The sequence below is a fragment of the Actinomyces qiguomingii genome, from assembly GCF_004102025.1.
Taxonomy (GTDB): Bacteria; Actinomycetota; Actinomycetes; order Actinomycetales; family Actinomycetaceae; genus Actinomyces; species Actinomyces qiguomingii.
The window spans coordinates 3,633,947-3,659,240 of the sequence record NZ_CP025228.1 but is presented as its reverse complement, the minus strand read 5'-3'; the positions used below and the strand labels follow the sequence as shown (position 1 = coordinate 3,659,240).

The window sequence follows — 25,294 nt, the reverse complement described above, 5'->3', positions numbered from 1 at the left end:
GGCTCGAATGGGCTGAAGCTCCCTTGTACGAGTGGAGAGATGGGCGCGGCACGGCAGGCGCCGCCCATATGCGGTGTCAGGACGGACGTCGGCCTCAGGGCAGACGCCAGTCGATCGGCGTCGCCCCCATCCGCTCCAGTTCCGCGTTGGCCCGTGAGAAGGGGTGGGAGCCGAAGAACCCGCGGGAGGCGCTCAACGGTGAGGGGTGCGCGGAGGCGATAATCGGCGTCGACCCCAGCATGGGGGACAGGGACTGCGCCGGGCGTCCCCACAGGATCGCCACCAGCGGCTGTTGGCGTGCCACCAGCGCCTCAATAGCGCGCTGCGTAACCGTCTCCCAGCCCCAGCCCCGGTGCGATGCCGGCTTGCCCGGCTGTACGGTCAGTACCCGGTTGAGCAACATGACCCCCTGTGCCGACCACGGGGTCAGATCTCCCGAGGTCGGCCGCGGCACGCCCACATCGCCGACCAATTCGGTGTAGATGTTCTCCAGGCTCCGTGGCGGACGCACCCCCGGTTGCACCGAGAAGCTCAGCCCCATCGGGTGACCCGGCGTCGGGTAGGGGTCCTGGCCGACGATCAGGACCTTGACGTCGTCCAGAGGATAGGTGAAGGCCCGCAGCACATCGGTGCCAGCGGGCAGATAGCCGCGGCCAGCCGCCACTTCCTGGCGCAGCCTCGCGCCGATCTCATGGATGGTCGGCTCCACTGGCGCCAGCGCCTGCGCCCAGGAGGGGTGGATGATCTCGGACAGCGGCTTCGGATCGGTCACGCCCCGAGCCTAGATGAATTGAGTCCGGGGCGGCGGCCGCCTGGGTGGGCGCCTCGGGGTGTCGGCGCGCACCTGCCGCGGCCGCGGCAGCCTCCCGGTATCCTCACGGTGTGAGCCGCTACGACTACCCCGATGACGAGTTCGACGCCGACGCCGACGGTCCGGTGCCCGTCGGGGTTCATCGCGCCCAGGTTCCCGCCTGGCGCAGCTGGGTACCCCTTCTCGCCATCCTCGTAATCGTGCCGCTGCTGGCCTGGGGTGTGGTAGGTCTGCTGGGGCGGCACGCCTCCGAGGCGGGCGGGCAGTCCACTGCCCCGGCCGTCGCGCCACCACCGGCCGATGGCGGCGATGGCGACAGCGATGGAGGATCGGCCGGCGGTCAGGAGCAGAGCTCGCAGGAGGCGACCGAGCAGGACACCGCCGAACCGGCCGGAAACGCCGATTTCACCACTGGCGTCACCGTGCACAACGGCACCGAGACCACCGGCCTGGCGACCCGCACCGGTGACAAGCTGCGCAACGCCGGCTTCACCTCCGTAACCGTCTCCCAGGGCGTGTATGACCTTGAAGAGCCGGCCGAGACAACCATCTACTACGCCTCGGCCGACCTGGCGCCCACCGCCCAGGCGGTTGCCGAGGCGTTGGGGGCGGGCCAGATCTCCGAGTCCGCCGAGGAGGCCCAGTCCAACCCGATTGTGATCGTCTTGCGCGGCGACTACCAGGAGTAACCCGCCGAGTTCGGTCGATATGACTGCCGAGTTCGGTCGATGTGACTGCCGAGTTCGGTCGATGTGACTGCCGAGTTCGGTCGATGTGACTGCCGAGTTCGGTCGATGTGACTGCCGAGTTCGGTCGATGTGACTGCCGAGTTCGGTCGATGTGACTGCCGAGTTCGGTCGATAAGGCGGCGAAACCGCATGTGGAGTGGTTAGCTCACCATATGACGCGATCGACCGGCCTTGAACGCCGCACCGCGGTCGGTGCCGCGCCGGGCCGAGTGCCCAGGCGGGCGCTGCTGCTCGGCGTGCCGGTGACGGCCTTAACCGTGTGTACCGTGGCTCTGCTGCCGATGCGGTCGGCCCGCCCCGAGCTGCTCAGCGGCGGCGTGCTGGCGCGGGACGACGGCGTGGTCGAGGTCCTGCCGCCTGATCAGCCGCACCGCCCGGATTCACTCACCCCCGAGCTGCGTCAATGCCTGGCCGCGGCCGTACTGCCGACCGGCCGTTGGCGTCAGCTGTCCCGCACGGCCCTGATCGACCTGCTCTCCCTGACCGGCCCGGCTCTGGGACGGCCCGAGGGCGGGGATCCCACCCGCTTCCCCGCAGGCGCCGTCGTAGCCGGCCCGGTCGGCATCTGGCGCTACGTCTGGCCGCGGGACGCCTCTTTCGCCGCTGCGGCGTATGCGGCGGTTGGGCTTGCCTCTCAGGCTCTCGACGTTTTGGCGCAGCTCGCCGCCTTACAGCGTCCGGACGGCGGCTTCGAGGCGCGCTACACGGAGGCCGGCGTCGTCCCCGACGACCGTCCCGCCCAGTCCGACGGCGCCGGCTGGTTCCTCTGGGCGACAGGCCGACTGCTCGCCGCCGGTGTCGATGTCGGCGAACTGAGCGAGCGACTGGGGGATAGCGTCACACGCGCCTGCGACTATCTGCTGGTGCTCACCGACACGCCCTCACATCTGCCGGCTGCGGCCCCGGACTACTGGGAGGTGACGGAGCGCGCCCTCACCCTGGGGACGGCGGCCCCCACCCTGCTGGGCCTGGAGGCCGCCGTGGCGCTTGCGCGGGCCGGGCTGGAACTGGACGCCGGTGTGGGCCCGCTGGCGGAGCGCGCGGCGACAGTGCGGGCGGCCATGGAGCGCGGCTTCGCGCCCGGTTGGGGACGGCACGTTCGCGGGGATGACATCGATGCGGCGATCGTATTCGTCGCCCCGCCCTTCACTGCCACGCTGGACGGTGTCGTGGCTGTCAGGAACGGGGCGGTGGCCCGCATGTCTCGGCCTGCCGGTGGGGTGGCGCCCGGAGAGTCATGGCGTGACGACGGGATCTCGTGGACGCCGGAAACCGCCCTGCTGGCCTGGTCGGCGGCCGGATTGGGTATGGATGCGGAGGCGGATGCGCTGATGGAATGGCTGGAGGCGCACCGCACGAATGCGGGTGCCCTGCCCGAGAAAGTGCGGGCCGACGGCCTGCCCGCGGGCCCGGCGCCGCTGGCCTGGACCTGTGCGCTCGTGCTGTTGACGGCGGTTGAGCTCCACCGCCGAGTTCGGTCGATATGACTGCCGACTTCGGTCGATATGACTGCCGAGTTCGGCACAAGTGACACGCCGAGACCGGCACGGACCGCACACGGAGAGCTCTTTCACACCCCGTTTCGGGCCGACGGCGTACCTGAGCGTCTTGCACTCAAGGGTAGAGAGTGCCAGCATTGCGGTTAGCACTCGGGACCGGAGAGTGACAAAGCCGCTCCCCGGATCCAGTGGACGACCCAGGCCGGCAGGTGAGGGTCGGCGTCGAACGGGACATGAGCGTTGGGCGCCGACTCGTCCGTCGCGGGCACCAGCCGACCACCACCCGATACAGGAGCAGTAATGCCCAAGACCATTGCCTTCGATGAGGAGGCTCGCCGCGGAATGGAGCGGGGCCTGAACACCCTCGCCGACACCGTCAAGGTCACGCTCGGCCCCAAGGGCCGCAACGTTGTCCTGGACAAGAAGTGGGGCGCCCCGACCATCACCAATGACGGCGTGACCATCGCCAAGGAGATTGAGCTCGAGGACCCCTACGAGAAGATTGGCGCCGAGCTGGTCAAGGAGGTCGCCAAGAAGACCGACGACGTCGCCGGTGACGGCACCACCACCGCCACCGTGCTGGCACAGGCGCTCGTGCGTGAGGGCCTGCGCAACGTGGCCGCCGGCGCCAACCCGATCGCCGTGCGCCGCGGCATCGACAAGGCGGTTGCCGCCGTCGTCGAGCGCCTGCTGGCCGACTCCAAGGAGGTCGAGACGCAGGACGAGATCGCGGCCACTGCCTCCATCTCCGCCGCCGACGAGCAGATCGGTGAGTTCATCGCCGAGGCCCTGGAGAAGGTCGGCCACGACGGCGTCATCACCGTCGAGGAGTCCAACACCTTCGGCCTCGAGCTGGAGGTCACCGAGGGCATGCGCTTCGACAAGGGCTTCATCTCCCCCTACTTCGTCACCGACGCCGACCGCCAGGAGGCCGTGCTGGAGGACGCCTACGTCCTGCTGGTCGAGTCCAAGATCTCCAACGTCAAGGACCTGCTGCCTCTGCTGGAGAAGGTCATGCAGTCCGGCAAGCCGCTGGCGATCATCGCCGAGGACGTCGAGGCCGAGGCCCTGGCCACTCTCGTGGTCAACCGTATCCGCGGCACCTTCAAGTCCGTGGCCGTCAAGGCCCCCGGCTTCGGTGACCGCCGCAAGGCGATGCTGCAGGACATGGCCATCCTGACCGGCGGCACGGTCATCTCCGAGACCGTTGGTCTGAAGCTGGAGAACGCCACCCTGGAGGACCTGGGCCAGGCTCGCAAGGTGGTTGTTACCAAGGACGAGACCACGATCGTCGACGGCGCTGGAGACAAGGCCGCCATTGAGGCTCGTGTCTCTCAGATCCGCAACGAGATCGACGGTTCTGACTCCGAGTACGACCGCGAGAAGCTGTCCGAGCGCCTGGCCAAGCTGGCCGGCGGTGTGGCCGTCCTGAAGTCCGGCGCCGCCACCGAGGTGGAGCTCAAGGAGCGCAAGCACCGCATCGAGGACGCCGTGCGCAACGCCAAGGCCGCCGTCGAGGAGGGCATCGTCGCCGGTGGCGGCGTGTCGCTGCTGCAGGCCGCCACGGCTCTGGACTCCCTGGAGCTGTCCGACGACGAGGCCACCGGCGCCGCCATTGTGCGCGTCGCCCTGGAGGCCCCGCTGAAGCAGATCGCCATCAACGCCGGCCTTGAGGGTGGCGTCGTGGTCGAGCGCGTGCGCAACCTGCCCACCGGTGAGGGCCTGAACGCCCAGACCGGTGAGTACACCAACCTGCTGGCCGCCGGCATCGCCGACCCGGTCAAGGTGACCCGCTCCGCGCTGCAGAACGCCGCCTCCATCGCGGGTCTGTTCCTGACCACCGAGGCCGTCGTGGCTGACAAGCCCGAGCCTCCGGCCCCGGCCGCCGGTGCGGGCGCCGGTGACGAGATGGGCGGCATGTACTGATCGGCTGCCCGGCCGGCTTTACCAGCTCGGCCGGTCCGGTTCGCCGGTAGGTGCGCGCCCTGCGCGACCGTCCGGCGGGCCACGGCTCCATCACGACGACGGCGGGCCGTCTCTTGCAAGCGCAGGAGGCGGCCCGCCGTCGGTTCGTCCGCTGTGGCGCCAGCTCCTAATTTGAAGATCCCCGCGTGTATCAGGCGGGTTCCGACTGCATCGTTTGACGGTGGGCCGTCCCTCGTCTGCGAAGAGGGCGGCCCACCGGTAGCATGCGCGGCATTTATGCCCGGCTGCGGTCGAAACGTTGGAGTCATGCGGGTGCCGGGTCGGTAATGACGAACCCTTGCCGGGGGAGGCCGCCGCGGTATTGGATGGACACGTGAGTCGGACAGCCGTCAGTTCCTTCGCCGGGCGAGCGCTCGTGGAGACTCCGCCCTTCCTGTTGGTGGGCGCCGGTGGGGTGCTGCGTGTATCCGGGTTCTCCGTATGGATCGTCGGCCTGCTGGTTCTTGGCGGGGCGATGTGGCAGGTGCTGGCACTGGCGAGAACTCGCGGTGCGGGTGATGCCGACAAGGTCCGGGTCAACAACCTGGGGCGCCTGGCGGCGATCGGGCTGCTGCTCCTGCTCGGCAACTGGGGCGCCTTCACCGGTGGACTTGCGTTGTTGGCTTTGTTCCTGGGGGTTTGCGTGGCCCTGCGGTGCTGGCGCTACCTCGACGGTCCGCAGCCCGTGCGCCGCCGCGAGTTCAACCCCCTGCGGGGCGTGTAGGCACGCCTGTCTTCCCGTTTGGCCAGATCGGTTGGCGCGCCCGGCGGGCCGTTGGGTGCGCTACGACGCCGGCGGGCCGTCCCCTGCGCATGCGGGAGGGCGGCCCGCCGTCGGACGTACCGCTCACGCGGGCGGGGCCTGGTAGCTGAAGCGGCCGGAGTTGGCGGTCTCGGCGTCGTCGTAGGAGACGGCCGACTGGTCCAGGGCCTGGCTGATCGAATCCAGGCTCGCCTGCACCTGCAAGGCGGTGACGTGCCAGTCGGCGGCGCACGCGGCCATGGAATCGGAGGCGCCGCCCGTCCAGGAGGACTGGAGCAGCGCGATGTCGCCCTTCATCCCGTCCACCTCCGTCTGGATGGTGGAGATCCGGGTGCGGGCGCGGGTGGCCGTGTCGGTGACGGCCTGGGTGTCGACGGCGAAGACGGGCATGACGGGAACCTTTCGGTGAGTCGGTGGGTCGGTAAGGCGGAACGGCCCGACCGAGCGGAGTCGGCGCCGCGGCCGCGGCGTCGAGACCACCGTAGGAACGTGACGCGCCGGTGCGCATCCGGCCTCGTCGATCTCTGTGGATTGACCCTGCACGAACCGTGCCTGTGGATACCGGTGGAGTTGGGGCCGCTTCACCGAGCGACTGCTTGCGCGGGCACCCGATATGAGCCGTTTCAACTGCTTGACACGCATATCGGTGCTAGTGCATACTCCGTCCCGGAGCGGCAAGCTCCTGCCGACAGAATGGCGGCGGTCTTGTTGCTGCTGGTCCCGTGAGGTCTTGTTGCTGCTGGTCCCGTGAGAAAGAAAAGAGCAGAACGATGTCCTTGTCCCGTACCTCGCGATCCGTCCTGAAGCGTCTCGTCGTCTCCCTAGTACTCGTCGTCACCCTGGTGGCAACTCCGGCCTCGGCCTGGGCGGTACGAGGTGACTACACCGCCAATGGGGTCAACATCCGTAACCGCACCGGATATAACTCAGTGGTTGTCGGTTCCGGCTACAAGGGGCAGGGGGCGAATGTCTACTGCTACCTCTGGAACTATCGTGAAAACAACGGCGACTGGTACTACCACCGGAACCTTAGGACGGGAGTCAAGGGTTATTCCCTGCACCGGTACATGCGCACCAATGCAGAGCCTAGTAACATTTGCTGAACGCCGTCCGCAGGAGTTTCCAACGTGACGCGCACTAGATTCCTCGCGAGTGCCACCAGGGCGCTGTTCGGCGTCTTGGTGGCCACGGCCCTGGTGCTCCCGGCGGGCTGCGGGCACAACGCCTCGGACGAGGGCCTGTCCGCACAGGACATCTACGGGACGTCCGACCCCGGGAGTGAACCCACCGGAGTGGCGACATCGGGCGCCACAACCGCCGACTCCCGCTCCCCCTTCGACGACTACTTCCTCGACGCCGAACAGATGCGCACCGTCGAGCAGGCGCGCATCCAGTTGACGACGCAATGCATGAAGGAGAAGGGCTTCGAGTACTCCGAGGACATCGATGAGGCCATGAGCACCGTTGGTGACTCCACCGCGGGATTGGACGGCGCCACATGGGGGCCGGTAGATGTGGAGGAGGCTCGCCGCAACGGCTACCACCCGGAGACCGAGGAAGACGGCGGCTCGGACCAGGATGCCGCCGCCTCCTCGCAGCAGCAGCCGGGCTATATCGACGCACTCGTCAACGATGAGAACACCGGCTGTGAGGATCTGGCATATGCCGAACTCGGTTACGACGACGAATGGTTCTCGCAGATCGCCACTTACGATACGGCGCGGGCCGCGGCCAACGAGTCCGCCGTGGCCGACCCCGAAGCGGTCCAACTCTTTGCGGACTGGTCCGCCTGCATGTCCCGAAAGGGCTACGAGGCCGACGATCCTCGGTCGCTCGTCAACAAATACCTGGATGGCTCACAGAGTGGGAACCCCAATGCGGAGGAGCGTGAGACAGCCGTTGCCGACGCCGAATGCAAGGCGGATACCTCCTTCGCCGCGACTCTGACCGGCGTGATCAACCGTTATGAGACGCAGGCCGTCGCCGACAATCAGGCGACCATGGACACGATCAAACGGCTGTCATCCCAGATCCTTGAACGTGCCCAAGAGGTCCTCGCGTGACCGAGACCGAGCCATCCAGACATCCCGGGACCGAAGAGGCTGAAGACACCGACGATGCCGTATCGGCTCGGGACGGCGGGTACCGTTCGTGGCTGACAAGGCGCTGGCTGCTGGTCCTGATCGTCGTCGCACTCGTGAGCGGTGCGGCGGGGACCGCGGCCGGGCTCCTTCTCAAATCCCCGGCGGACATCGCCGCCGGCGCCCAGGCCCCCACCCCCTCACTCATCACGGCCGAGGTCGATGAACGGGTGCTGGTGGACTCCTTCAGTATTGACGTCGAACTTGAGTCCGAACAGTCCATTAGCGTCGGCCCCACCGGGCAGACGCAGCAGGGCACCGCCGGTGACCAGGAGGACGACGGGGACACCGGCTCTGCGGGCGGAAACGGCACAACGACTACGGTCATCACCAAGCTCCCTGTGAGTGTCGGCGACGAGGTGTCGGCAGGAACCATCGTCCTCGAGCTCTCCGGTCGACCGATCATCGCGCTGGCGGGGGCCATCCCGTCGTATCGGGACCTGGCGCCCGGAGCGAGCGGGCCCGACGTGACCCAACTGCAGCAGGCGCTTGTAGCCCAGGGGCTGCTTTCGGACTCGGCGGTCGATGGAACCTACGGATCCGCCACCAGTGGCGCCGTGTCGCAGCTATACAGCCGCCTGGGGTACACGGCGTCGGCGACGGACGGCGGCAGCGGCGAGGACGCCAAGGCCCTGCGTAACGCGCGGGCGGCCGTCAGGCAGGCGCAGGACGCCGTGACCACCGCGGAGCAGGAGGACGGCTCCGGCGCCGCAGACTCGACGTCGTTGAGCACGGCACAGGCGGCGCTCGCCGACGCGCGCGCCGATCTGGCCGATGTAGAGGCCCGCATCGGCGTCGTCCTGCCACGTTCCGAAGTCGTATTCATCCCCGGAGGCAGCGCGACCGTCCTGTCCGTCTCGGGGCAGGTTGGGCAGGAGGCCTCCGGACAGGAGATCCTCTCACTCGGCGCGGGAGACCTGGTGCTGCGCGGAAAGACCGTAGCCGACCAGGCGGCCACGCTGAGCGTCGGCGCGACGGCCAACATCGACGTGCTCGGGGACGGCGCGACCTGCTCCGTCACCGCGCTGGACGCCGCCGACACCGGGCGCACGCAGGTGACGATCGGCTGCGACACGGACCTGGACCCCGCCGCGCTCGCCGGGACGGTAGTCGCCCGCCTCACCCGTGAGACCACCGGCACGAGCGTCCTGTGCGTTCCGATCGGGGCGATCTCCGAGCACGGGGACGGAACCACGACGGTCATAACCCTCACCGGCACGGACACCCTGACCAGGGTCGAGGTCACCGTAGGTCTTGAGGCCGACGGCTACGTCGAGATCCGGCCGAACGATCCCGACGCGGTCACCCGGGACAGCGTCGTCATCGTCGGAGGGCGGTGACTGGTCACAGTGACGAGGCACAGCGATGAATCCGCCACGATGAGCGCCTCAACCGCCACCGGGGAACAGCCGAGAGACGCGGAGCACCCGCTCATTCGGCTCGAGGGCGTCAGCCGCCGCTACGCGGGCAGAGTCCCGACCCTCGCCCTCGACAACGTGACAGCAACGGTGACGCGCGGGGAGATGGTGGCCGTGGTCGGCGCGTCCGGATCCGGCAAGTCGACCCTCCTCAACATCCTCGGCACACTCGACCGGCCGACATCCGGGCGCTACCTGCTCGATGGGACGGACACCAACTCGCTCGACGACGCGCAGCTCGCGGCACTGCGCTCCAAAAGCATCGGTTTCGTCTTCCAGGCCTTCCACCTCATCAGTGAACGCACCGCGCTCGCTAATGTGGCCATGGCCGGTCTGTACGCGGGCATCCCCCGCTCGGTGAGGCGGGACAACGCCATGCGGGCGCTCGAACGCGTCGGCATGGCCCACAAGGCGTTCGCGCTCCCCAACGAACTCTCCGGTGGTGAACAGCAGCGCGTGGCGATCGCCAGAGCCGTCTGCACCCATCCGCCCCTGGTTCTCAGCGACGAGCCGACGGGCAATCTCGACTCCTCCCACGCTCAGGGGGTCCTCGACGTGTTCTCCTCCCTCAACGAGTCCGGAACCACCATCATCATGGTCACTCACAACGAGGAGCACGCTTCACGGGCGGGCCGCGTACTACGAGTCAGAGACGGCGCTCTCACCGAGAGGGCCGCATGAGCCGCCACCGCATCAACCCCGGGCGCGTCGCACTCTCGGACATTGTGCGCGAGGCCGTCGCCTCGGTCTCCGGCCGGCCCGGACGCTCCCTGCTCACTCTGGCCTCCACCCTCATTGGAATCGCCAGCCTCGTCGCCCTCATTGGGATCTCGCAGACGGCGGCGGGCCAGATCGACGTCGGCTTCTCCCTCCTGCAGACCACCCTGGTGACCGTCCGGATGGACCCCGAACAGATGACCGACGCCGACCCCATGGGCTTTCCCGTGGACGGCGCCGACGCCGTCACGGCGCTTAACGGCGTTCAGGCGGCCTCGCTGTACTGGCAGCTCGACGCCGATGCCCTCGATCTGGACGTACGCACATCCACATCTACGCAGAACCTCGCCGACTCCCTCGCCGTATACGCCGCCGACGCCGGTGTGAATGAACTCGCCTCCTCGGTGCGCGCGGACGGAATCGGGTTCACCGACTTCCTGGTCACCTCTGGCGCGCGCACCGCAATCCTCGGCGAGCGCGCGGCTGACAAGCTCGGGGTGGACGACCTGCGGCTGCCTGCCGCACTCAGCATCAACGGCGAGCACTTCACGGTCATCGGTGTTCTGGGTACCAGCGAGGCCGTCCCACAACTCAACACCGCCATCATCATTCCGAGTCAGACGGCCCTCGACCGATTCGGGCAGCCAACCACCCAGCACCCCGCACAGATGACGGTCCGCACCGACGTCGGCGCGGCGGACCTCATCGCCCGCCAGGTTCGCTACGCGCTGCGCCCGGACGCGCCGTCCCTGTTCACCGTGACCGCGCCCCAGGACTGGTCGCGGGCGACGGACGGTGTGGAGGACTCCGTCAGCGGGCTGCTGCTCGCGGTCGCCGTCGTGATCCTGGTGATCTCGGCGCTCGCGATCGGCACCGCCACACTGTCCTCGGTCAACGAGCGGGCGGCGGAGATCGGGCTTAGACGCGCGCTCGGAGCACGCAGTCGCCACATCCATCTTCAAGTGGTGATAGAGGCCGCACTGCTCGGAGGATTGGGGGCTCTGACGGGGGAGTCGGTCGGTGTGCTCGTCGTCGTCGCCGTGAGCGCCCTGCATGACTGGACGCCCGTAATGACCCCGGTGCTTCTCGGCGCCGGTCCCCTCCTCGGGGTTGCGGCCGGCGCTGTGGGAGGGCTTATGGCCGCTCGCGCCGTGTCGCGGCTGGAGACGGTTGACGCGCTGCGACGGTCCTGAGGACCCACTGTCGCAAAATGGCATGAATGGCCCATGGGCTTTGCTATGTATGGCGTAAAACGTTGAAATGACGCCGATCGCGATTCGGCGTCAGTGGGCGTGGAGGGCGTCCATGCCGATTCTGGACGCCTTTGTGGACGGTTTGCCGCCTCAGTTGGCGGATGATCCAACGATCGGCTCGGTGATGGCGGCGAATTCGCCCGTGCGCGCCTCCCGCAGGGCCTTGGCGGCCTCGCATTTGGCGCGCAGCTTCTCGGCGAGTTTCGCACGCTCCGCCTCGGCCAAACTGGCCCGATCCGCGGCGCCTTCCTCGCCCGGCCGCGGCTGGGCCAGCAAGCGGTCCAGGTCCTCGGCACAGGACTCCAGGGATGTCGTGTGCGCCTCGCCAGCATCAGCGGGAGTCCGGGAGCGGTGTGTGCGCACGGAGGCCCCCGGAAGCGCGGGCGACGAAACCGGTGCGGTACGTGAGGCGGTCGGGGCGGCCGGTGGGGCGTCGTCGTCCTCGCCCGCGGCCTCCAACCCTCCCAGACGGGGGTCGACGGCGTGCTTGACCGGATCCGGCTCGGGCGCCTGCGCCTGAACCGTGGCAGCGGCCGGCGCATCCTCGGCGTCGAACGTCTCCGAACTCTGGGGAGCCGCCGTCGGCAGTTGTGAAAGCTTGTTCTCCAGGTGTCGCTTCTCCGCCTCCAGGTTCTCCCGCGCCGGCAACTCCCAACGGGCGCCGAGCGGAGAGGAGAACAGTGACTCGCGTCCCAGCAGCCGGGTGATGATGGCCAGGCGTGCTTGCAGATAGTCCGCCATGGGGATATGGGCGTACTCCTGGCGCACCGCGATCCGGTAGCTCTTGTACTGCTGCGGTTCGACGGCGAGGGCGCCCAGGTCCGCATCATTTAGTGCCTGGGCGTCAATATCGTTCTTGGCGAGGTTGTGGCGCTTGAGGTTCAAAATGAGTGCGCAGACGCGGTCAACGGTCTGGTCCGGCACGCCGAGCGCCTGTAGGCTCTTAGCCGCATAGGCGGCGGAGGCGACCTCATCCTCGCCGCCGTTGCGCCGATAGGTCGATTCGCTGGCCGTGGAGAAGACACAACCGTGGTACCAGGTGGCCAGGCGCATCACGTCGGGGTTGTGGGACTCATCGGCCAGTTCGTCCACGCGCGCCAGCATGTTGATCACATGCTTGAGATTGTGGAAGTGGCGGTCCGGGCTGGTCCACCGGGAGATGAGATCCTCCCCGGTGGCACGAATCTGCTCCACCGAAGCGGTGGCACCGACCGCCTTGGTACAGCGGACGAAGGTCGGGAGTAGCCACTGGGGGGCATCGATCGCGTCCATTTGGCTCATGAGAAAGCCTCCGAGATGAGATGAAACGCAGCCATCGTAGGACTGTCGGACGCGAACTTGAAGCCCCAGGGGTGTTCTACCCGCCACCTTTGACGGCCCTTCGTGTTTGAAGGTGTGTTCGCCGAGTTCGGTCGAAATAACCATCGAGTTCGGTTGGTGGGGCTGGCGGGGTGGGAACGTCCGGATTCGGCAGGAACGATGTTCCCGCATCCGGCGGGCCCGGGGGAAGTGTCCAGATTCGGCGCGAACGATGTTCCCTCGCCCGACGCCGCTCACCAGGTCCGCATGGTTCCAACGAGTCTGAGGGTGTGTGCTGGGAGGGGTGGGGTGTTTGTGCCGATTTTGGACACTTTGGCTCCCAGGCGCCGGCCATGCCTGCGACGTCCGCAGCCTAGGTCTAGGGCATCTTGACTGTTGACCTTGGGCGCGCCGGCGTCCAAGGTCAACCGCACCGGCCCGAGTCAGCACCCCCACACCCGGACTGCCTGGCTGCCGTTGGACCACCTGAAACGCACTCTCAGACGGTCCAACCGCAAAAGCCCGGTCCAAGTACGCGGCCGGCAGCCGACCGGGCCCACACCCACCCACTACACCCTCAAACCGGAAGAGCCACCAAAGCGCCACCACCTCGGCACGTCACAAGTGCCGGTCTCAGCGTGTAACAAGTGCCGGTCTCGGCGCGTTACTGGTGCGCCGGTTCGGCGGCGGACTCGCGCAGGGCAGGCAGTTCGATATGCACCGTGGCACCGCCTCCCGGCGTCTGGTCCATGCGTACGGTGCCGCCGTGGCGGGTGATGATCGCCGAGACGATCGACAATCCCAGTCCGGAACCGCCGGTCTCGCGATTACGGGAGGTGTCTGCGCGGAAGAAGCGCTGGAAGACCTTCTCGGCGTCGGCCTTACTCACACCGGGACCGTGGTCGCGCACCTCAACGATCACGGTGGGGCCGTCGTTATTGCTGCCGGTTCCGGACCTGCCGGTTCCGGGGGCAAGTGGCCGATTCACGGTGCCGACGGCGATCTCCACCGGGGAGCCCTCGGGAGTGTGCCGCGTGACGTTGCCGAGCAGATTGGTCATCACCTGGGACAGGCGGTCTCGGTCGCCCAGGACCATCGCCGGGGGCGCCTCATCATCGGTGCCGTCCAGTGGGATCAGGGCGCAGTCGCGGTCGGGCGCCAGCACCATCATGTCCGTCAACGCCCCAGCGGCGATCTGCGTCAGATCCACCGGGGCCATCGTCATCTCGCGGCCCTCATCCATGCGCGCCAGCTGAAGCAGGTCGTCCACCAGGCGCCCCATGCGGGAGGCCTCGGACTCGATGCGCCCCATGACTTCGAAGGTGCGCTCGGGCGGCACCCCGCCCATGCGGTACAACTCGCCGTAGCCCCGGATTGCCGCCAGCGGCGTGCGCAACTCGTGGGAGGCGTCGGAGACGAAACGGGTCATACGCTCCTGGGCCACCACCTGTACGTCGAAGGCCTGCTCGTTCTGCTGCAACATGGTGTTAAGCGCCCGCTGCAGTGAGCCGACCTCCGTCGTGGAGGGCTCGGTGACGGGGACACGGGCGGACAGGTCACCGCTGGCGATCTGTCCGGCCACGCCTTCAATCTGCCTTAGGGTGCGGAAGGAGCGTCGCACCAGATAGGCGGCGGCCATGGCGCCCAGCAGAATCACGGACACGTCGGTCAGGGCGACTACCAGCCGGGTCTGCTCAACTGTCTCCATGACGTCGGTCAATGGCAGCGCAATGGCCACCACGCCGATGTGCTCCCCGGTGCTGCGGTCATCGATCGGCAGCATTATGGCCCGCCACTGGTGGTTCAGCTGGTTGGATTCGACCGTGAACATCGTGGGGTCGGAGGACTGGGCGACCGCCTCGTCAACCGACAGCATCCCAATAGCGGGGACGCCGTACTTGGCGGCGGTGTCCGAGGAGAGCATATGGCCGCTCTCACCGCTCAGGTACTGGGCCTCCACGTAATAGGTGGAGGGCATGGAGGAATCGGCGTCCGGGCTGCTGATACGACTGGAACTGAGGGCGGTCAGCCCCTGGGTGCCGATGGTCTGCGCGGTGGCGCGCAACTGATCATCGACCTGGCCCACCAGATGGTTCTTAAGCAGAGAGGTCACGGCCAGGGACGACGCGAACAGCCCGACGGTCAGCAGACCGGTGGTGATAAGGGCGAGGCGGCTGCGCAGCGGCTGGGCGCGCCACGCCCGTTTGAAAGTGGTCAGCGGATGCCAGCGTCCGCGTCTGATGGGGCGGTGCTGGCGTGCCCTGGGCGGGCGGCGCACCGTGTTCCTCACGGTGGCGCACACGCTTAGCTCGCCTTGGGTTCGCGCAGCATGTAGCCCACACCCCGACGGGTCTGGATCAGTGGCGTGACCGGCTCGCCGTCGGCACCGGCGATCTGGTCCACCTTGCGGCGCAGGTAGGAGATGTAAGACTCCACGATTGCGGCATCGCCGTTCCAGTCGTACTCCCACACGTGATCCAGGATCTGAGACTTGGATACCACGCGGCCGGCGTTGAGCATCAGGTAGCGCAGCAGCTTGAACTCGGTGGGGGATAGGTCCACCTCCACGCCGGCGCGGTGAACCTCGTGGGCGTCCTCGTCCAGGGTCAGGTCGGCCACGCGCACCACGCCGTCGTCCTCATCCTCCAGCGCGCGGGTACGGCGCAGGATGGCGCGGATGCGGGCCACGACCTCCTCCAGTCCGAAGGGCTTGGTGACGTAGTCATCGCCACCTACGGTCAGGCCCTGCACCTTGTCCGCCATGTCATCGCGGGCGGTCAGGAAGAGGATCGGAATGGTCACGTCGCGTTCGCGCAGACGGCGGGCGACCGTGAATCCGTCCATATCCGGCAGCATGACGTCCAGCACGATCAGATCGGGGTCGGCGTCCTCGGCGCCGCGCAGAGCGCCGTTGCCGTCCGCCGCCGTGAGCACCTCGAAACCGGCGAAGCGCAGTGAGGAGGCGAGTAGATCGCGAATGTTCGGCTCGTCGTCGACAACGAGGAGCCGGGCCTCGTGGGACGTTTGCTGAGAGTCGTGGAAACGGTCCATGCCGCCACTGTGCACGGCGAGTCTGGAAGTCGCCTGGAAGGCAGGTGGGAGTGTGGAATGTATTTTTCCGGTCTTACCACGCCAAGGCCTCCACGCCGAGTTCGGTCGATATGACTGCCGAGTTCGGTCGAAGTTGCGTAGCTGGTGGCGGGACCGCCCCCTGGGTAGGAGCCGCCCCGCCACCGCAGATCAGATGAACTTGAGCGGGTCGAATTCGGTCAGTGGGATGATGCGGACACGTGGCAGCGCGATGGTGAAGGCGTCGACATCGGTCTCCAGGTCGTAGACGGTCAGGCCGCGCGACTCCAGGGCGGCGATCTGCGCATTGAGGAACTCGCGGAAGCACAGCACGTCTACCTGGGCGCCGGCATCCAGAAGTTGCTCCACCTGGGGCACGTAATCGCCGTCGTGGGAGCCCAGCAGCACGTGCACGTTCTCTCCGGCCGCGACGCGCTGGGCCAGCGCGTCCAGGGTGCGCTGAATACCGACGTCTACTACCTTCTCCGCCTGGCTGCCGGAGCCGGCCAGCGGGATGGGACGGTAATCCATGGCCAGCAGCGCCTGGACGAATCCCATGGGCATGTGGCCCGAAGTGGCGTTGAGGAAGAACAGAGCTCGGGTCTCACCGTCGACGGAGTCGCTGGCAGCGAGATCATCGCAGAAGGACAGGACACGGTCCCAACGTGGACGCTCGTCGGGCTCGGGGCGGCGCCCCAGCACACTCATACCGAGAGTGGCATCGATATTCTCCCCATCGATAAGAAGATATGTAGGTGTGGTCATGGCGTCATGCTAATGGGCTGTGCCCGTGCACTCGCCGAATGATTCGCGTGGCGGACACATCGCCGCAAGGCGGGTGCCGGTGACCGGCTGGGTGGGATCGGTGATTCGCGGTCTGCGGGCAAGCCAGCGGCACGGAGATTAGGCGATCATAAGTATATGACGACGACGCAGCAGCCCCCCGACCGTCCCGGTGACACCGGTAGCGCCCGGCCAATGACAGCGGTCGCTGCTCCCAAAGCCGTACTCGGCACTCGTGCGGGCACTCGCGCCAACGTAGCGGCGGCAGTACTGACCGGCCTCGGTGCATTGGCTGAGGGATGGGCGCTGATCGCTCTCGCCCGTGCCCTGGCCGGCCTTGCAGCCGCGGCGGTGCCGGCGGTGGACGCTGTCGGCACGGGCCACGCGCCCGGGGTGTGGAGACATCACCTAGCCGTGGCGGTTACGGCAGCGCTGGTCTCGGCCCTGTGCGCCGCCGCCGTGCAGCACATCGCCCAGGTGGGTGCCGCTACCCAGGAGGGGGCCATCCGCCGCCAGGTGCTCGCCCATCTGTTCGACTTGGGACCGGCCCAGTCCTCCGCTCGTTCTGGCGCCACCGTCACCCTGCTTACCGACGGCGCCGAGCGGGTAGCCGCCTACCGGCAGACCTTCCTGGTGCCCACCATCGCTGCAATCGCCTCACCTCTACTGGTGCTGGGGCTCATAGGGGCGACGGTCGACCCGCTCTGCGCGGCGGTGCTGGCCACCGCCTTTGTGGCCGTCCCCGCTCTCATCGTCTTCCTGCACCGTCGGCTGCGCCGCTCCTCCGCCGCCTCACGCGCTCAGCGCATGCGGCTGAGCGCCGAATACCTCGACGCCATCCAGGGGCTGACCACGCTCGTACTCGCCCGTGCCGCCGCGCGCCGCGCTGCCGACCTGGAGGCCTTCGGCGAGGACAACCGCCGCGCGGTGATGCGGCTGCTGGCGGGCAACCAGCTGGTCATCTTCATCACCGACGGCATGTTCTCCCTGTTCCTGGTCACCGCCTGCGCCGCGCTCGCCCTGATCCGGCTGGGCTCCGGAGCGATCGACCTTGCCGACGCGCTCGCCTTGGTGCTCGTCTTCTTTATCCTGCTTCAGCCCCTCAGTCGCGTCGGCGGATTCTTCTACGTGGGTATGGGCGGTATGGCCAACCAGCGTGCTCTGCGCCGGGTTCTGGCACGACGCCGGGCGGGCGGCGCGGCGCCGAGCTCGGCTTCCAACGGTGCGGGGGGCCAAAGGCAGTGCCCGTCGCCTGAAATTGAATCACCGGCGCAAATGCCCGGTACCACGTCTCCACAGTTCTTAGACCGGGTGCCGATGGTCTCCCTGCGCGGGGTCACCGCCGCCTGGCCGCCCCGTCCCGAGGCAGCGGGCCACCCCGGCGGCCATCCCGGTGGCCACCCCGGCGGCCATCCTGGTGGCGACCCCGGCGGTCACCCCGGCTCCGCGGCCGGCGGCCGCAACCGGAAGACCGCCGCCGCGCGCACCTCACCGGGACGACCCGACACCCCGGTGGCCGTGCTGACCGGAATCGACCTGGAGGTCGCCCGGGGCGAGCACCTGGCGATCATCGGTCCCTCCGGTGCCGGTAAGTCCACCCTCTTGGCACTGGTTAGCGGCGACCTGCTGCCCACTGCTGGAACGGTGCGCGTGGCCGGGGTGAGCGCAGCAGCCGACACCCTGGACACCATCCGGGCCGCCAGCGCGGTGGTCACGCAGTCCACCTGGCTGTTCACCGGCACCGTCGCCGACAACCTCCGCCTGGCCGACCCCGCAGCCACCGAGGAGCGCATGTGGCGGGCGCTCGCGGCCGCCAACCTGGCCGAGGAGATACGTGCCCTACCCGAGGCGCTGAATACCGACGTCGGTGAGCGCGGCTCCAGGCTTTCAGGCGGTCAGGCGCAGCGGCTGTCTCTGGCACGCGCCTTCCTTGCTGACCGACCGCTGCTGCTGCTGGACGAGCCCACCAGCCAGGTGGACCTGGCCAGTGAGGCCGCGATTATCCAGGCCATTGAGCGCTTATCGGTCGACCGCACCGTCATCACCGTCTCCCACCGCGCCGGGGCGCTGGTCACCGCCGACCGGGTGGTCACGATCAAAGACGGGGCAGTGATATGAAGACGCCGCCAACGCCAAGCGCCACGACTCCCGGCCCCCGCCTAAACCTGCTGCGCTGGCTGTTGTCCATCACCCGTCCAGCACTGCCGCCGCTGCTGGCCTCGACCGTCTGCCGGGTGGCCGACCAGTTGTTGGGGGTGGCCCTGTTCGCTCTGGCTGCCCACGCCGTGGTATCTGGGGCGCTCGAACTTGCCGCGGATGGCGCCGTTCCCTCCGTCTGGCCGGTAGTGGGTGCCATGGCCGCCATTTCGGTACTGAAGGCGGCGCTGCGCTACGCCGAGCAGTTCCTCGGGCATACGGTGGCTTTCACCTGCCTTGAACTGCTGCGTGCCGAGCTGTTCCGCGCCCTGGCTCGGCGCGCCCCGCGGGTGATGACCACCGCCCGCACCGGTGACTTGCTGGCCCGCTCCACCAAGGACGTGGACCGCATCGAGGTGTTCTACGCACATACCTTCGCCCCGGCGGTAAGCGCCCTGCTCGTGCCACTGACCGTATTGGCGGCCATCGGGGCGGGGACCACCTGGGCGGTCGCCGGCGCCGCCGCCATGACCCTGCTGGCGGCGATCGTGGCGGTACCAGCGCTCGGTCAGAGGATCGCCATGACCGGCTCGCGACGCACCGTCGCCGCCCGGGCGCGGTTGACCCAGCATGTGACCGACTCCGTGCAGGGGCTGGCGGAGGTGGTCGGTTACGGTCGCGCCGCCGAGCGTCTGGAGCGCATGCGCGTCCTCGACGACGCCGTGGCGTCGGCCGCCCGCCCGGCGGCGGTGGCCGGGACGCTGCGCCGGGGCGGGGTGCAAATGCTGGTGCTGGCCGGGCCGATTGCCGTGGTGGCGGCTGGTGCCGACCCGGTGGTCTGCGGGGCCGTGGCCCCTGCCGCGCTGGCGGCCGCCGCGGCCGCCGTCTTGCGTCTGGGGGAAACCGTGCGTGGGGTGGAGGAGCTGGCCAATTCCTTGACCATGGCGTTGGCGGCTGCCGAACGGGTATATGCGGTGGCGACCGCCCCCGTGGAAGTGCCCGACGGCGTTGCGGGCCTGCCGCCCGGGCCGCTTGACGTGGCCTGGGAGGACGTCGACTACACCTACCCGGAGGCCTCGCGTCCCTCGTTGTGCGGGGTGGACGCCTGCGCCGAGGCGGGCAGATGGACCTGCTTGGTGGGGGCCTCGGGTTCTGGCAAGACGACGCTGGCGCGCCTGGCGCTGCGCTTCGACGACCCCGCCCACGGGCGGGTGCGCGTGGGCGGGGTCGACCTGCGTGAAGTTGCGGCTGATGCTCTGCGTGGGCGGGTGGCACTGGTTGGCCAGGAGGCGCATCTGTTCCGTATGAGCGTGGCCGACAATGTGCGCCTGGCCCGCCCTGAGGCCGCTCGCGGGCAGATCGAGGCGGCTTGCCGGGTGGCCGCCGTGCATGAGGAGGTGGTGGCCCTGCCGGACGGTTACGACACCATGCTAGGTGAGCGCGGCGCCGCCATCTCCGGCGGTCAGCGCCAACGGCTTGCGCTGGCCCGGGCGCTGTTGACCGAGCCGGACGTGCTGGTGCTTGATGAGTTCACCAGTCACCTGGATCCCGCGGTGGACGCACGCGTGCGCGAGGGCGTGCGCGACTGGGCGGCTCGCCGCGGCGCCACGGTGGTGGAGATCACCCACCGGTTGCACCGCATTGAGCAGGCCGACCACGTAGTTGTGCTCGACGGCGGACATGTGGTGCAGTGCGGCGCACCGCAGGACCTGCTGGCGCGTGCCGGCGGGCCGCTGGCGCGGCTGCGCGCCCGACAGGGATGAAGGGGAGGCGGGCCGTCAGACGTCCTCAACGTCGGCGTAGGACAGCGGGTCCTCGATCGGTTCCAGATGCGCCGAGACCCGCAGACTCGGGTCGGCGGCGACCAACTCGTCAATAAGCGCCTCGGTGTAGTCGTGTCCCCGTTTGACCGTCCAGGCGCCGGGGACCAGCACATGCAGGTGGGCGAAGCGGCGGCTGCCGGCCTCGCGCACGCGCACCGCATGAAAGTCGACTATGCCCTCGCGACGGCGCTCGTTCAGCACGGCGTTGATACGCTCCAGCGCCTCCCGGCCCGGAGCCACATCCATGAGACCGGCCACGGATTCGCGGATGAGTTGGAAGCCGGTCCACATGATGTTAAGGCCCGCCCCCAGGGCGACGACGGCGTCGAGCACGGGGGAGTGGAATATCGCGACCAGTCCCACACCCGCCAGGACGGCGGCGGAGGTGATTACATCGGTCAGTAGATGCTTGGCATCGGCCACCAGTGCGGCGGAGTGCTCGGCCCGACCCTTGCGCAGCAGCACCCAGGCCACCACGCCGTTGATCAGGGAGGCGCCCACCGAGATCACCAGCCCGAGGCTCAGCCGCTCCGGCATGACCGGGGTGATGATGCGGTCGATCGCCGAGAATATGATGAAGGCGGCCGCCACGAAGATCATTATCCCCTCGCATACGGAGGAGAAGTACTCGGCCTTGGAATGCCCGAACTGGTGGTCGGCGTCGGCGGGGCGAATGGCGATCTTCAAAACGATTACCGCCACTACGGCGGCCACCAGATTGACCAGCGACTCGGCGGCGTCGGACAGCAGTCCAACCGATCCGGTCAGCCACCAGGCCAGGGCTTTCATGGTGATGGTGGCCAGTGCCGCCCCGACCGACAGCCAGGCGTAGCCGGACAGGTCCTTGGGTGGGGCGTAGCGCGGAGAAGGCACCCCCAGAGTATGGACGTACGGCCCCGCCCGGCGGAAGCGGCGTCAGATTCGGCGCGGTCAGTCGGCCTGATTGACGGGGCGGACCTCGGCGTCGTCGACGGTGACCGAGGCGGAGTCCTGCTGCTCGGTGGAGGGGCTGAACAGCCGCTCCTTGACGACGTCGGCGACCTTGTCGGTGACGGCCTCGCCCTGCTCACGCACGAAGGCGGAGGCGCGCGTGGAGGCGGCGCTGACCTTATCCCGGACGAAGGGCTGGTCCATCAACTTGGTGGCCGAGGCCTTGATGCGCTCGTACTGGGCCCGGCCGGCTCGCGCACCGAGGACGTAACCGGCACCGAGTCCGATGATGAAGGGGAGCTTGCTAGCCATGGTTTCCTCCTGCCCGGGGTGCCGCCCGGCGCGGCCCCTGCCGCCAACCCTACCGGCTTGACCCTGGTGCTCTCCTGGGTCACAGCTGGCAGAACGACAATCAGGTAAACCTATCTTTGCTATACAAGTGGATTGATCGGATCTACCTTCGGAGTATGGGTGTGTTGCAGCTCTCCTCCCCCTTCCGCTCGGGCCGCCTGTCCGACCCGGATGGGGCGCATGCGGTCGATCCCGTCCATCACGACGTCCCCGCCAAGCCGGAGGCGTGTCCGACGGCGCTGTGGCTCACCGCCCGCCCACGTCGGCACCAGCCGCCGCCCGGTGGCCGTGCGGAGACCGCCTCCTCCCTGGCCTCGCGCCTTAACTGGCTGCGCGCCGGAGTCTTGGGCGCCAACGATGGAATCGTCTCCGTGGCCGGGCTGGTCATCGGTGTGGCCGCCGCCACCCCCGCCAACACCGGCGCCATCGTGGCCGCAGGTGTGGCCGGAGTGTTGGCGGGCGCGGTCTCCATGGCGGCCGGTGAGTATGTTTCCGTGTCCACCCAGTCCGACACCGAACGCGCCTATGTGGATCGTCAGCGCGCCTGGCTGGCGGCCGACCCGAGTGCCGGCGTCGACTCTCTGGCAGCTCACTACCGTGCCAAGGGCCTGACGGAGGACACCGCGCGCCGGGTGGCCCGGGAGTTGACGGTGCACGACGCCGTCGGAGCGCATCTGGAGGTCGAGCTCGGTCTGCGGGAGGACGACTACACCAATCCCTGGCATGCCGCCCTGTCCAGCGCCGTGGCCTTTGTTATCGGCTCCATGCTGCCGCTGCTGGCGATTCTGACGCTGCCCGTGAACGTGAAGATCCCACTGACCTTCGTGTCTGTGCTGCTCGGGCTGGCCCTCACCGGGGCGGTGTCCGCCCGACTCGGCGACGCCCCGATCCGGCCTGCGGTGGTGCGCAACGTCTTCGGCGGTGCACTGGCCATGACCGTCACCTGGGGCATCGGCCACCTGATCGGGGTCACCGTTTAAACGGGGTGCAGGGCGCGCGCCAGTTCGAAGCCGTCCATCCCCGTGGCCACCGGCACCCCCGACTCCGCCAGGGCCCGCGTCTCGGGAGCCAGCCCGGTGGGATGGGCCAGCTGCGCGCCCGCCAGCACCTGCTCGGTGGGGGTGAGCCGGCGAATCGCCACCGCCGCCACCCGATCGGAGTGCTCCCGTGCCGCCTCGCCGTAGATCAGTGGATCGTGCTGGCCGTCGTCGCCGATCAGCAGCCACTTCACCTCGGGCAGGTCGATCATGAGACGGCGCAGACCGGTGCGCTTGTGCTCAATGCCGCTGCGGAACAGGCCCGTGTTCGTGGGGCCCCAATCAGTCATGAGCATCGGCCCCTCCGGGAAGCCGTTGCGTTCGAAGAAGGAGCGGTAGGTCGGTACCACATTCCAGGCACCGGTCGACAGATAGATCACCGGAGCCCCCGGGTGGTCCTGGCGCACCCCGCTCAGCAACCTGGCCATCCCCGGTACGGGCTCGCGTGAGGAGGTGTGCTTGACCAACTGATTCCAGGCGGCCACGAACATGCGGGGAACGTGGGACACCATGACCGTGTCATCGATATCGCATACGATGCCCAGCCGCGGACCTGGCGCCACTACGAACACCCGGGAGGTGACTGTCTTGGCACCCGCCGCCTCCAGGGTCGCCTCATGCCAACCGGGGGGCAGGCCGTGCCCGCGCACGACGACGTCGACGTACCCCTCCCTATCGGCGCGGGTGCGCACGCTCACCGCGCCGAGCCTGACGGTGACCGGCAGGTGCGGCATGGGCACGTCGATGAACATACGCCAGCCGCGCTGCGCCTCCAGCAGGCTTTCGGCCGCCTGGCGGCGGGCGTCCTGGGGTGTGGCCGGCAGTTCCTCCGGCAGTCTTTGAAACAGCGGGCCCTCGCTGGGGGCGTTGGGCGGGCGCATGACCATGCGTGCCAATATCCGTGCCATGTCGCGGGGGGCGTGAGTTTCCGGGGACACCGCCGACCGCTCGGCATCGGGGAGGTTTTCGGTGTGGGCCGTGGGCTCCGCCGCTCCATACCCGGTGTAGGGGATCGCCCGCGGACGCCAGCCGCGGCGCCGGAGCACGGGGATGGTGTCGCGGTGGAACTGGTCCTCCACGGCGCGGACGATGTCGGAAAGTGGCACGGGGTCATCCTACGGACGTTTTCTCCGCACCGCCGGGGAAGAACGCCCCCACCCCGCGAGTTCGGTCGAAGTTACTGCCGAGTTCGGTCGATGTGGCGGCCGGCGACGCGCCACAGGAGCACGCCGGCCGCCAGCGCCCACCACGTGTAGGACGAACCCACCAGCGTCGCCCAGAAGGGCCAGTCCTGCTCTACGTGATTCTGCTCGGGGAACCACCAGTGCATGGCCAGCCCGAACACGGCCACACCGGTCGCCGCCGTCGTCAGTAGCGACGGCGATCTCCACCTCAGACCGGCGGCTACGAGCCCCATCACGGCCGGCAGGCACCACACCCAATGATGCGACCAGGAGATCGGGGAGATCAGCAGCCCCAGCGTCATGGTCACCGCGGCCTGAATCACCAGGACGACGCCGTCTGCCCGGCTGACCCCGGGACCGTTTCGGGAGACGGTGGTCTCGACCGCGCCGACTGTGTCGACTGCGCCGACTGTGGCCGCCGACGTCGTCGTGGCGGGTGGGCGCAGACGATCCAGGCGTAACAACAGTAGCCAGACGCCAATGACGCCGATTACTACCAGTACCGCCCAGGACACATCCCAGGCCTGCGTGGGCAGCCAGCGGGCCACCAGCCCCTTGAGGTTCTGGTTGCCGGAGTAGTCGCTCAGGCCAGCCCGGGAGGAATCCCACATGGCGGAGAAGAAGAACCGCGCCGACTCGCGGGGCGAAGCGATCCAGCACAGCGCCGTCACCGCCACCGCTGAGCCGACCATGGTCGCCGCCGCCCGCCACTCGCGGCGGGCTAGGAACACCAACACCGCGATAGCCGGAGTCAGTTTGAAGGCGGCGGCCAGGCCGCAGGCCACCCCGCGCAGCCGTGAGTCGGGTGGCACCACCAGCAGATCGAACGCGACCAGCGCCATGAGCACCGCGTTGACCTGGCCGTACTCCATGGTCTTGGGGATCGGCTCCAACAGTAGTACGGCGGCCAGTGCCAGCCACGGCGCGGCACCCCGGGCGATGCGGCCGCGCACCCCCAGGGCGTGCAGCACCGCCCAGGCGGTGATCGTGGTGCACACCGGCGTGGCCACCACCAGTACCACCTGGGTAACCCGATCCGGCCACCAGGTCAAGGGCGTGAACATCCAGGCGGCGAACGGCGTGTAAGTGAAGGGCCACAGCTGCTGATCGGGGTTGGCATACCAGTCATACAGGTCGCCGCCTGAATGCCATTGGCTCACGGCATGGTGGTAGATCCAGGCGTCGAGCTTGAACACGCCGGAGCCATCCTTGCCCCAAAGGGTCGGGTAGATGGACAGGGCGAGCGCAGCCCAGCCGATCAGAGCCGCCACAGGTGAGGTGAGTGCACGTTTGAGGGACTCCACGCGGAGCAGTTTAGGGCGGACCCGAATAACCGGGATGTGCCGGTAGTCGAGTGTCCGTGGCG

22 protein-coding genes are annotated in these 25,294 nt (G+C 68.4%); 12 read left to right on the top strand and 10 right to left on the bottom strand.

Going from position 1 to position 25,294, the window contains the following annotated elements; all coding sequences use genetic code 11:
• Window positions 1–94 precede the first annotated feature (94 nt).
• Complete coding sequence (locus CWT10_RS15330; protein ID WP_103063996.1) at window positions 95–772, bottom strand: uracil-DNA glycosylase; 678 nt, start codon at window positions 770–772, stop codon at window positions 95–97.
• 110 nt (window positions 773–882) lie between these two features.
• Here CWT10_RS15330 and CWT10_RS15325 point away from each other — a divergent pair, with 110 nt between their 5' ends.
• The 4 genes from CWT10_RS15325 to CWT10_RS15310 all read left to right on the top strand — a co-directional run bounded on the left by CWT10_RS15325 (window position 883) and on the right by CWT10_RS15310 (window position 5,748).
• Window positions 883–1,500, top strand: coding sequence for a LytR C-terminal domain-containing protein (locus CWT10_RS15325; protein ID WP_103063995.1), 618 nt, complete (start codon window positions 883–885; stop codon window positions 1,498–1,500).
• 212 nt (window positions 1,501–1,712) lie between these two features.
• Entirely contained in the window at window positions 1,713–3,047 is a 1,335-nt protein-coding gene (locus CWT10_RS15320) for a glycoside hydrolase family 15 protein (RefSeq protein ID WP_103063994.1), read from the top strand.
• 312 nt (window positions 3,048–3,359) lie between these two features.
• Window positions 3,360–4,985, top strand: a complete 1,626-nt coding sequence (gene groL, locus CWT10_RS15315; protein ID WP_103063993.1) for a chaperonin GroEL — start codon at window positions 3,360–3,362, stop codon at window positions 4,983–4,985.
• Between the two features lie 373 nt (window positions 4,986–5,358).
• The gene (locus CWT10_RS15310; protein ID WP_128683574.1) at window positions 5,359–5,748 is read left to right on the top strand and encodes a hypothetical protein; all 390 of its coding nucleotides are present in this window, start codon (window positions 5,359–5,361) and stop codon (window positions 5,746–5,748) included.
• Window positions 5,749–5,871: 123 nt separating this feature from the next.
• Here the strand turns inward: CWT10_RS15310 and CWT10_RS15305 are convergent, their stop codons facing one another.
• Entirely contained in the window at window positions 5,872–6,177 is a 306-nt protein-coding gene (locus tag CWT10_RS15305; protein WP_103063991.1) for a WXG100 family type VII secretion target, read from the bottom strand.
• A 380-nt stretch (window positions 6,178–6,557) separates the two neighbouring features.
• On the opposite strand from CWT10_RS15305, the gene CWT10_RS15300 reads away from it, so the two are divergent.
• Genes CWT10_RS15300 through CWT10_RS15280 form a run of 5 tightly spaced genes read left to right on the top strand, consistent with a single transcriptional unit; the run spans window position 6,558 to window position 11,256 of the window.
• The gene (locus tag CWT10_RS15300) at window positions 6,558–6,890 is read left to right on the top strand and encodes an SH3 domain-containing protein (RefSeq protein ID WP_103063990.1); all 333 of its coding nucleotides are present in this window, start codon (window positions 6,558–6,560) and stop codon (window positions 6,888–6,890) included.
• A gap of 24 nt (window positions 6,891–6,914) precedes the next feature.
• Window positions 6,915–7,850 carry a hypothetical protein gene (locus CWT10_RS15295; protein WP_103063989.1) on the top strand — a complete coding sequence of 312 codons (936 nt, stop codon included), beginning with the start codon at window positions 6,915–6,917 and terminating at the stop codon, window positions 7,848–7,850.
• The gene (locus CWT10_RS15290; RefSeq protein ID WP_103063988.1) at window positions 7,847–9,268 is read left to right on the top strand and encodes a peptidoglycan-binding domain-containing protein; all 1,422 of its coding nucleotides are present in this window, start codon (window positions 7,847–7,849) and stop codon (window positions 9,266–9,268) included. The genes CWT10_RS15295 and CWT10_RS15290 overlap by 4 nt, the downstream gene beginning before the upstream one ends.
• A gap of 39 nt (window positions 9,269–9,307) precedes the next feature.
• A complete protein-coding gene (locus CWT10_RS15285) occupies window positions 9,308–10,027 on the top strand; it encodes an ABC transporter ATP-binding protein (protein ID WP_103063987.1) in 720 nt (239 codons plus the stop codon).
• Window positions 10,024–11,256 carry an ABC transporter permease gene (locus tag CWT10_RS15280; protein WP_103063986.1) on the top strand — a complete coding sequence of 411 codons (1,233 nt, stop codon included), beginning with the start codon at window positions 10,024–10,026 and terminating at the stop codon, window positions 11,254–11,256. The genes CWT10_RS15285 and CWT10_RS15280 overlap by 4 nt, the downstream gene beginning before the upstream one ends.
• 150 nt (window positions 11,257–11,406) lie before the next feature.
• Here the strand turns inward: CWT10_RS15280 and CWT10_RS15275 are convergent, their stop codons facing one another.
• The 4 genes from CWT10_RS15275 to CWT10_RS15260 form a co-directional block, all read right to left on the bottom strand.
• Window positions 11,407–12,588, bottom strand: a complete 1,182-nt coding sequence (locus CWT10_RS15275) for an HD domain-containing protein (RefSeq protein ID WP_103063985.1) — start codon at window positions 12,586–12,588, stop codon at window positions 11,407–11,409.
• Between the two features lie 691 nt (window positions 12,589–13,279).
• Window positions 13,280–14,857, bottom strand: coding sequence for a sensor histidine kinase (locus CWT10_RS15270; RefSeq protein ID WP_416171723.1), 1,578 nt, complete (start codon window positions 14,855–14,857; stop codon window positions 13,280–13,282).
• A gap of 62 nt (window positions 14,858–14,919) precedes the next feature.
• Window positions 14,920–15,666, bottom strand: a complete 747-nt coding sequence (locus tag CWT10_RS15265; RefSeq protein ID WP_103063984.1) for a response regulator transcription factor — start codon at window positions 15,664–15,666, stop codon at window positions 14,920–14,922.
• 189 nt (window positions 15,667–15,855) lie between these two features.
• On the bottom strand, window positions 15,856–16,449 hold the full coding sequence (locus CWT10_RS15260) for an NYN domain-containing protein (RefSeq protein ID WP_103063983.1): 594 nt from the start codon (window positions 16,447–16,449) through the stop codon (window positions 15,856–15,858).
• A 156-nt stretch (window positions 16,450–16,605) separates the two neighbouring features.
• Between CWT10_RS15260 and CWT10_RS15255 the strand changes: the two genes are divergently transcribed.
• Together CWT10_RS15255 and CWT10_RS15250 are read left to right on the top strand one after the other, a co-directional pair.
• Complete coding sequence (locus CWT10_RS15255) at window positions 16,606–18,585, top strand: ATP-binding cassette domain-containing protein (RefSeq protein WP_233188307.1); 1,980 nt, start codon at window positions 16,606–16,608, stop codon at window positions 18,583–18,585.
• Window positions 18,582–20,366 carry an ABC transporter ATP-binding protein gene (locus CWT10_RS15250; protein WP_103063982.1) on the top strand — a complete coding sequence of 595 codons (1,785 nt, stop codon included), beginning with the start codon at window positions 18,582–18,584 and terminating at the stop codon, window positions 20,364–20,366. The genes CWT10_RS15255 and CWT10_RS15250 overlap by 4 nt, the downstream gene beginning before the upstream one ends.
• Window positions 20,367–20,381: 15 nt before the next feature.
• Here CWT10_RS15250 and CWT10_RS15245 read toward each other — a convergent pair whose 3' ends face one another.
• Together CWT10_RS15245 and CWT10_RS15240 are read right to left on the bottom strand one after the other, a co-directional pair.
• Window positions 20,382–21,299, bottom strand: coding sequence for a cation diffusion facilitator family transporter (locus CWT10_RS15245; RefSeq protein ID WP_103063981.1), 918 nt, complete (start codon window positions 21,297–21,299; stop codon window positions 20,382–20,384).
• Between the two features lie 57 nt (window positions 21,300–21,356).
• Window positions 21,357–21,668 (bottom strand): protoporphyrinogen oxidase, encoded by a 312-nt coding sequence (locus tag CWT10_RS15240; RefSeq protein WP_103063980.1) that lies wholly within the window; start codon window positions 21,666–21,668, stop codon window positions 21,357–21,359.
• A gap of 155 nt (window positions 21,669–21,823) precedes the next feature.
• Between CWT10_RS15240 and CWT10_RS15235 the strand changes: the two genes are divergently transcribed.
• Window positions 21,824–22,687 carry a VIT1/CCC1 transporter family protein gene (locus CWT10_RS15235; protein WP_199176379.1) on the top strand — a complete coding sequence of 288 codons (864 nt, stop codon included), beginning with the start codon at window positions 21,824–21,826 and terminating at the stop codon, window positions 22,685–22,687.
• Here the strand turns inward: CWT10_RS15235 and CWT10_RS15230 are convergent.
• The gene (locus CWT10_RS15230; RefSeq protein WP_103063979.1) at window positions 22,684–23,850 is read right to left on the bottom strand and encodes an App1 family protein phosphatidate phosphatase; all 1,167 of its coding nucleotides are present in this window, start codon (window positions 23,848–23,850) and stop codon (window positions 22,684–22,686) included. The two genes, CWT10_RS15235 and CWT10_RS15230, sit on opposite strands and share 4 nt — an antisense overlap.
• Window positions 23,851–23,921: 71 nt before the next feature.
• Complete coding sequence (locus CWT10_RS15225; RefSeq protein WP_233188305.1) at window positions 23,922–25,232, bottom strand: glycosyltransferase 87 family protein; 1,311 nt, start codon at window positions 25,230–25,232, stop codon at window positions 23,922–23,924.
• Between the last annotated feature and the right edge of the window lie 62 nt (window positions 25,233–25,294).

Bases quoted from the DNA above. Each gene is read 5' to 3' on its own strand.
- CWT10_RS15300 (WP_103063990.1), top strand. From the start codon at position 6,558: ATGTCCTTGTCCCGTACCTCGCGATCCGTCCTGAAGCGTCTCGTCGTC.
- CWT10_RS15275 (WP_103063985.1), bottom strand. From the start codon at position 12,588: ATGGACGCGATCGATGCCCCCCAGTGGCTACTCCCGACCTTCGTCCGC.
- CWT10_RS15285 (WP_103063987.1), top strand. From the start codon at position 9,308: ATGAGCGCCTCAACCGCCACCGGGGAACAGCCGAGAGACGCGGAGCAC.
- CWT10_RS15320 (WP_103063994.1), top strand. From the start codon at position 1,713: ATGACGCGATCGACCGGCCTTGAACGCCGCACCGCGGTCGGTGCCGCG.
- CWT10_RS15250 (WP_103063982.1), top strand. From the start codon at position 18,582: ATGAAGACGCCGCCAACGCCAAGCGCCACGACTCCCGGCCCCCGCCTA.
- CWT10_RS15265 (WP_103063984.1), bottom strand. From the start codon at position 15,666: ATGGACCGTTTCCACGACTCTCAGCAAACGTCCCACGAGGCCCGGCTC.
- groL (WP_103063993.1), top strand. From the start codon at position 3,360: ATGCCCAAGACCATTGCCTTCGATGAGGAGGCTCGCCGCGGAATGGAG.
- CWT10_RS15280 (WP_103063986.1), top strand. From the start codon at position 10,024: ATGAGCCGCCACCGCATCAACCCCGGGCGCGTCGCACTCTCGGACATT.
- CWT10_RS15260 (WP_103063983.1), bottom strand. From the start codon at position 16,449: ATGACCACACCTACATATCTTCTTATCGATGGGGAGAATATCGATGCC.
- CWT10_RS15255 (WP_233188307.1), top strand. From the start codon at position 16,606: ATGACGACGACGCAGCAGCCCCCCGACCGTCCCGGTGACACCGGTAGC.
- CWT10_RS15305 (WP_103063991.1), bottom strand. From the start codon at position 6,177: ATGCCCGTCTTCGCCGTCGACACCCAGGCCGTCACCGACACGGCCACC.
- CWT10_RS15235 (WP_199176379.1), top strand. From the start codon at position 21,824: ATGGGTGTGTTGCAGCTCTCCTCCCCCTTCCGCTCGGGCCGCCTGTCC.
- CWT10_RS15240 (WP_103063980.1), bottom strand. From the start codon at position 21,668: ATGGCTAGCAAGCTCCCCTTCATCATCGGACTCGGTGCCGGTTACGTC.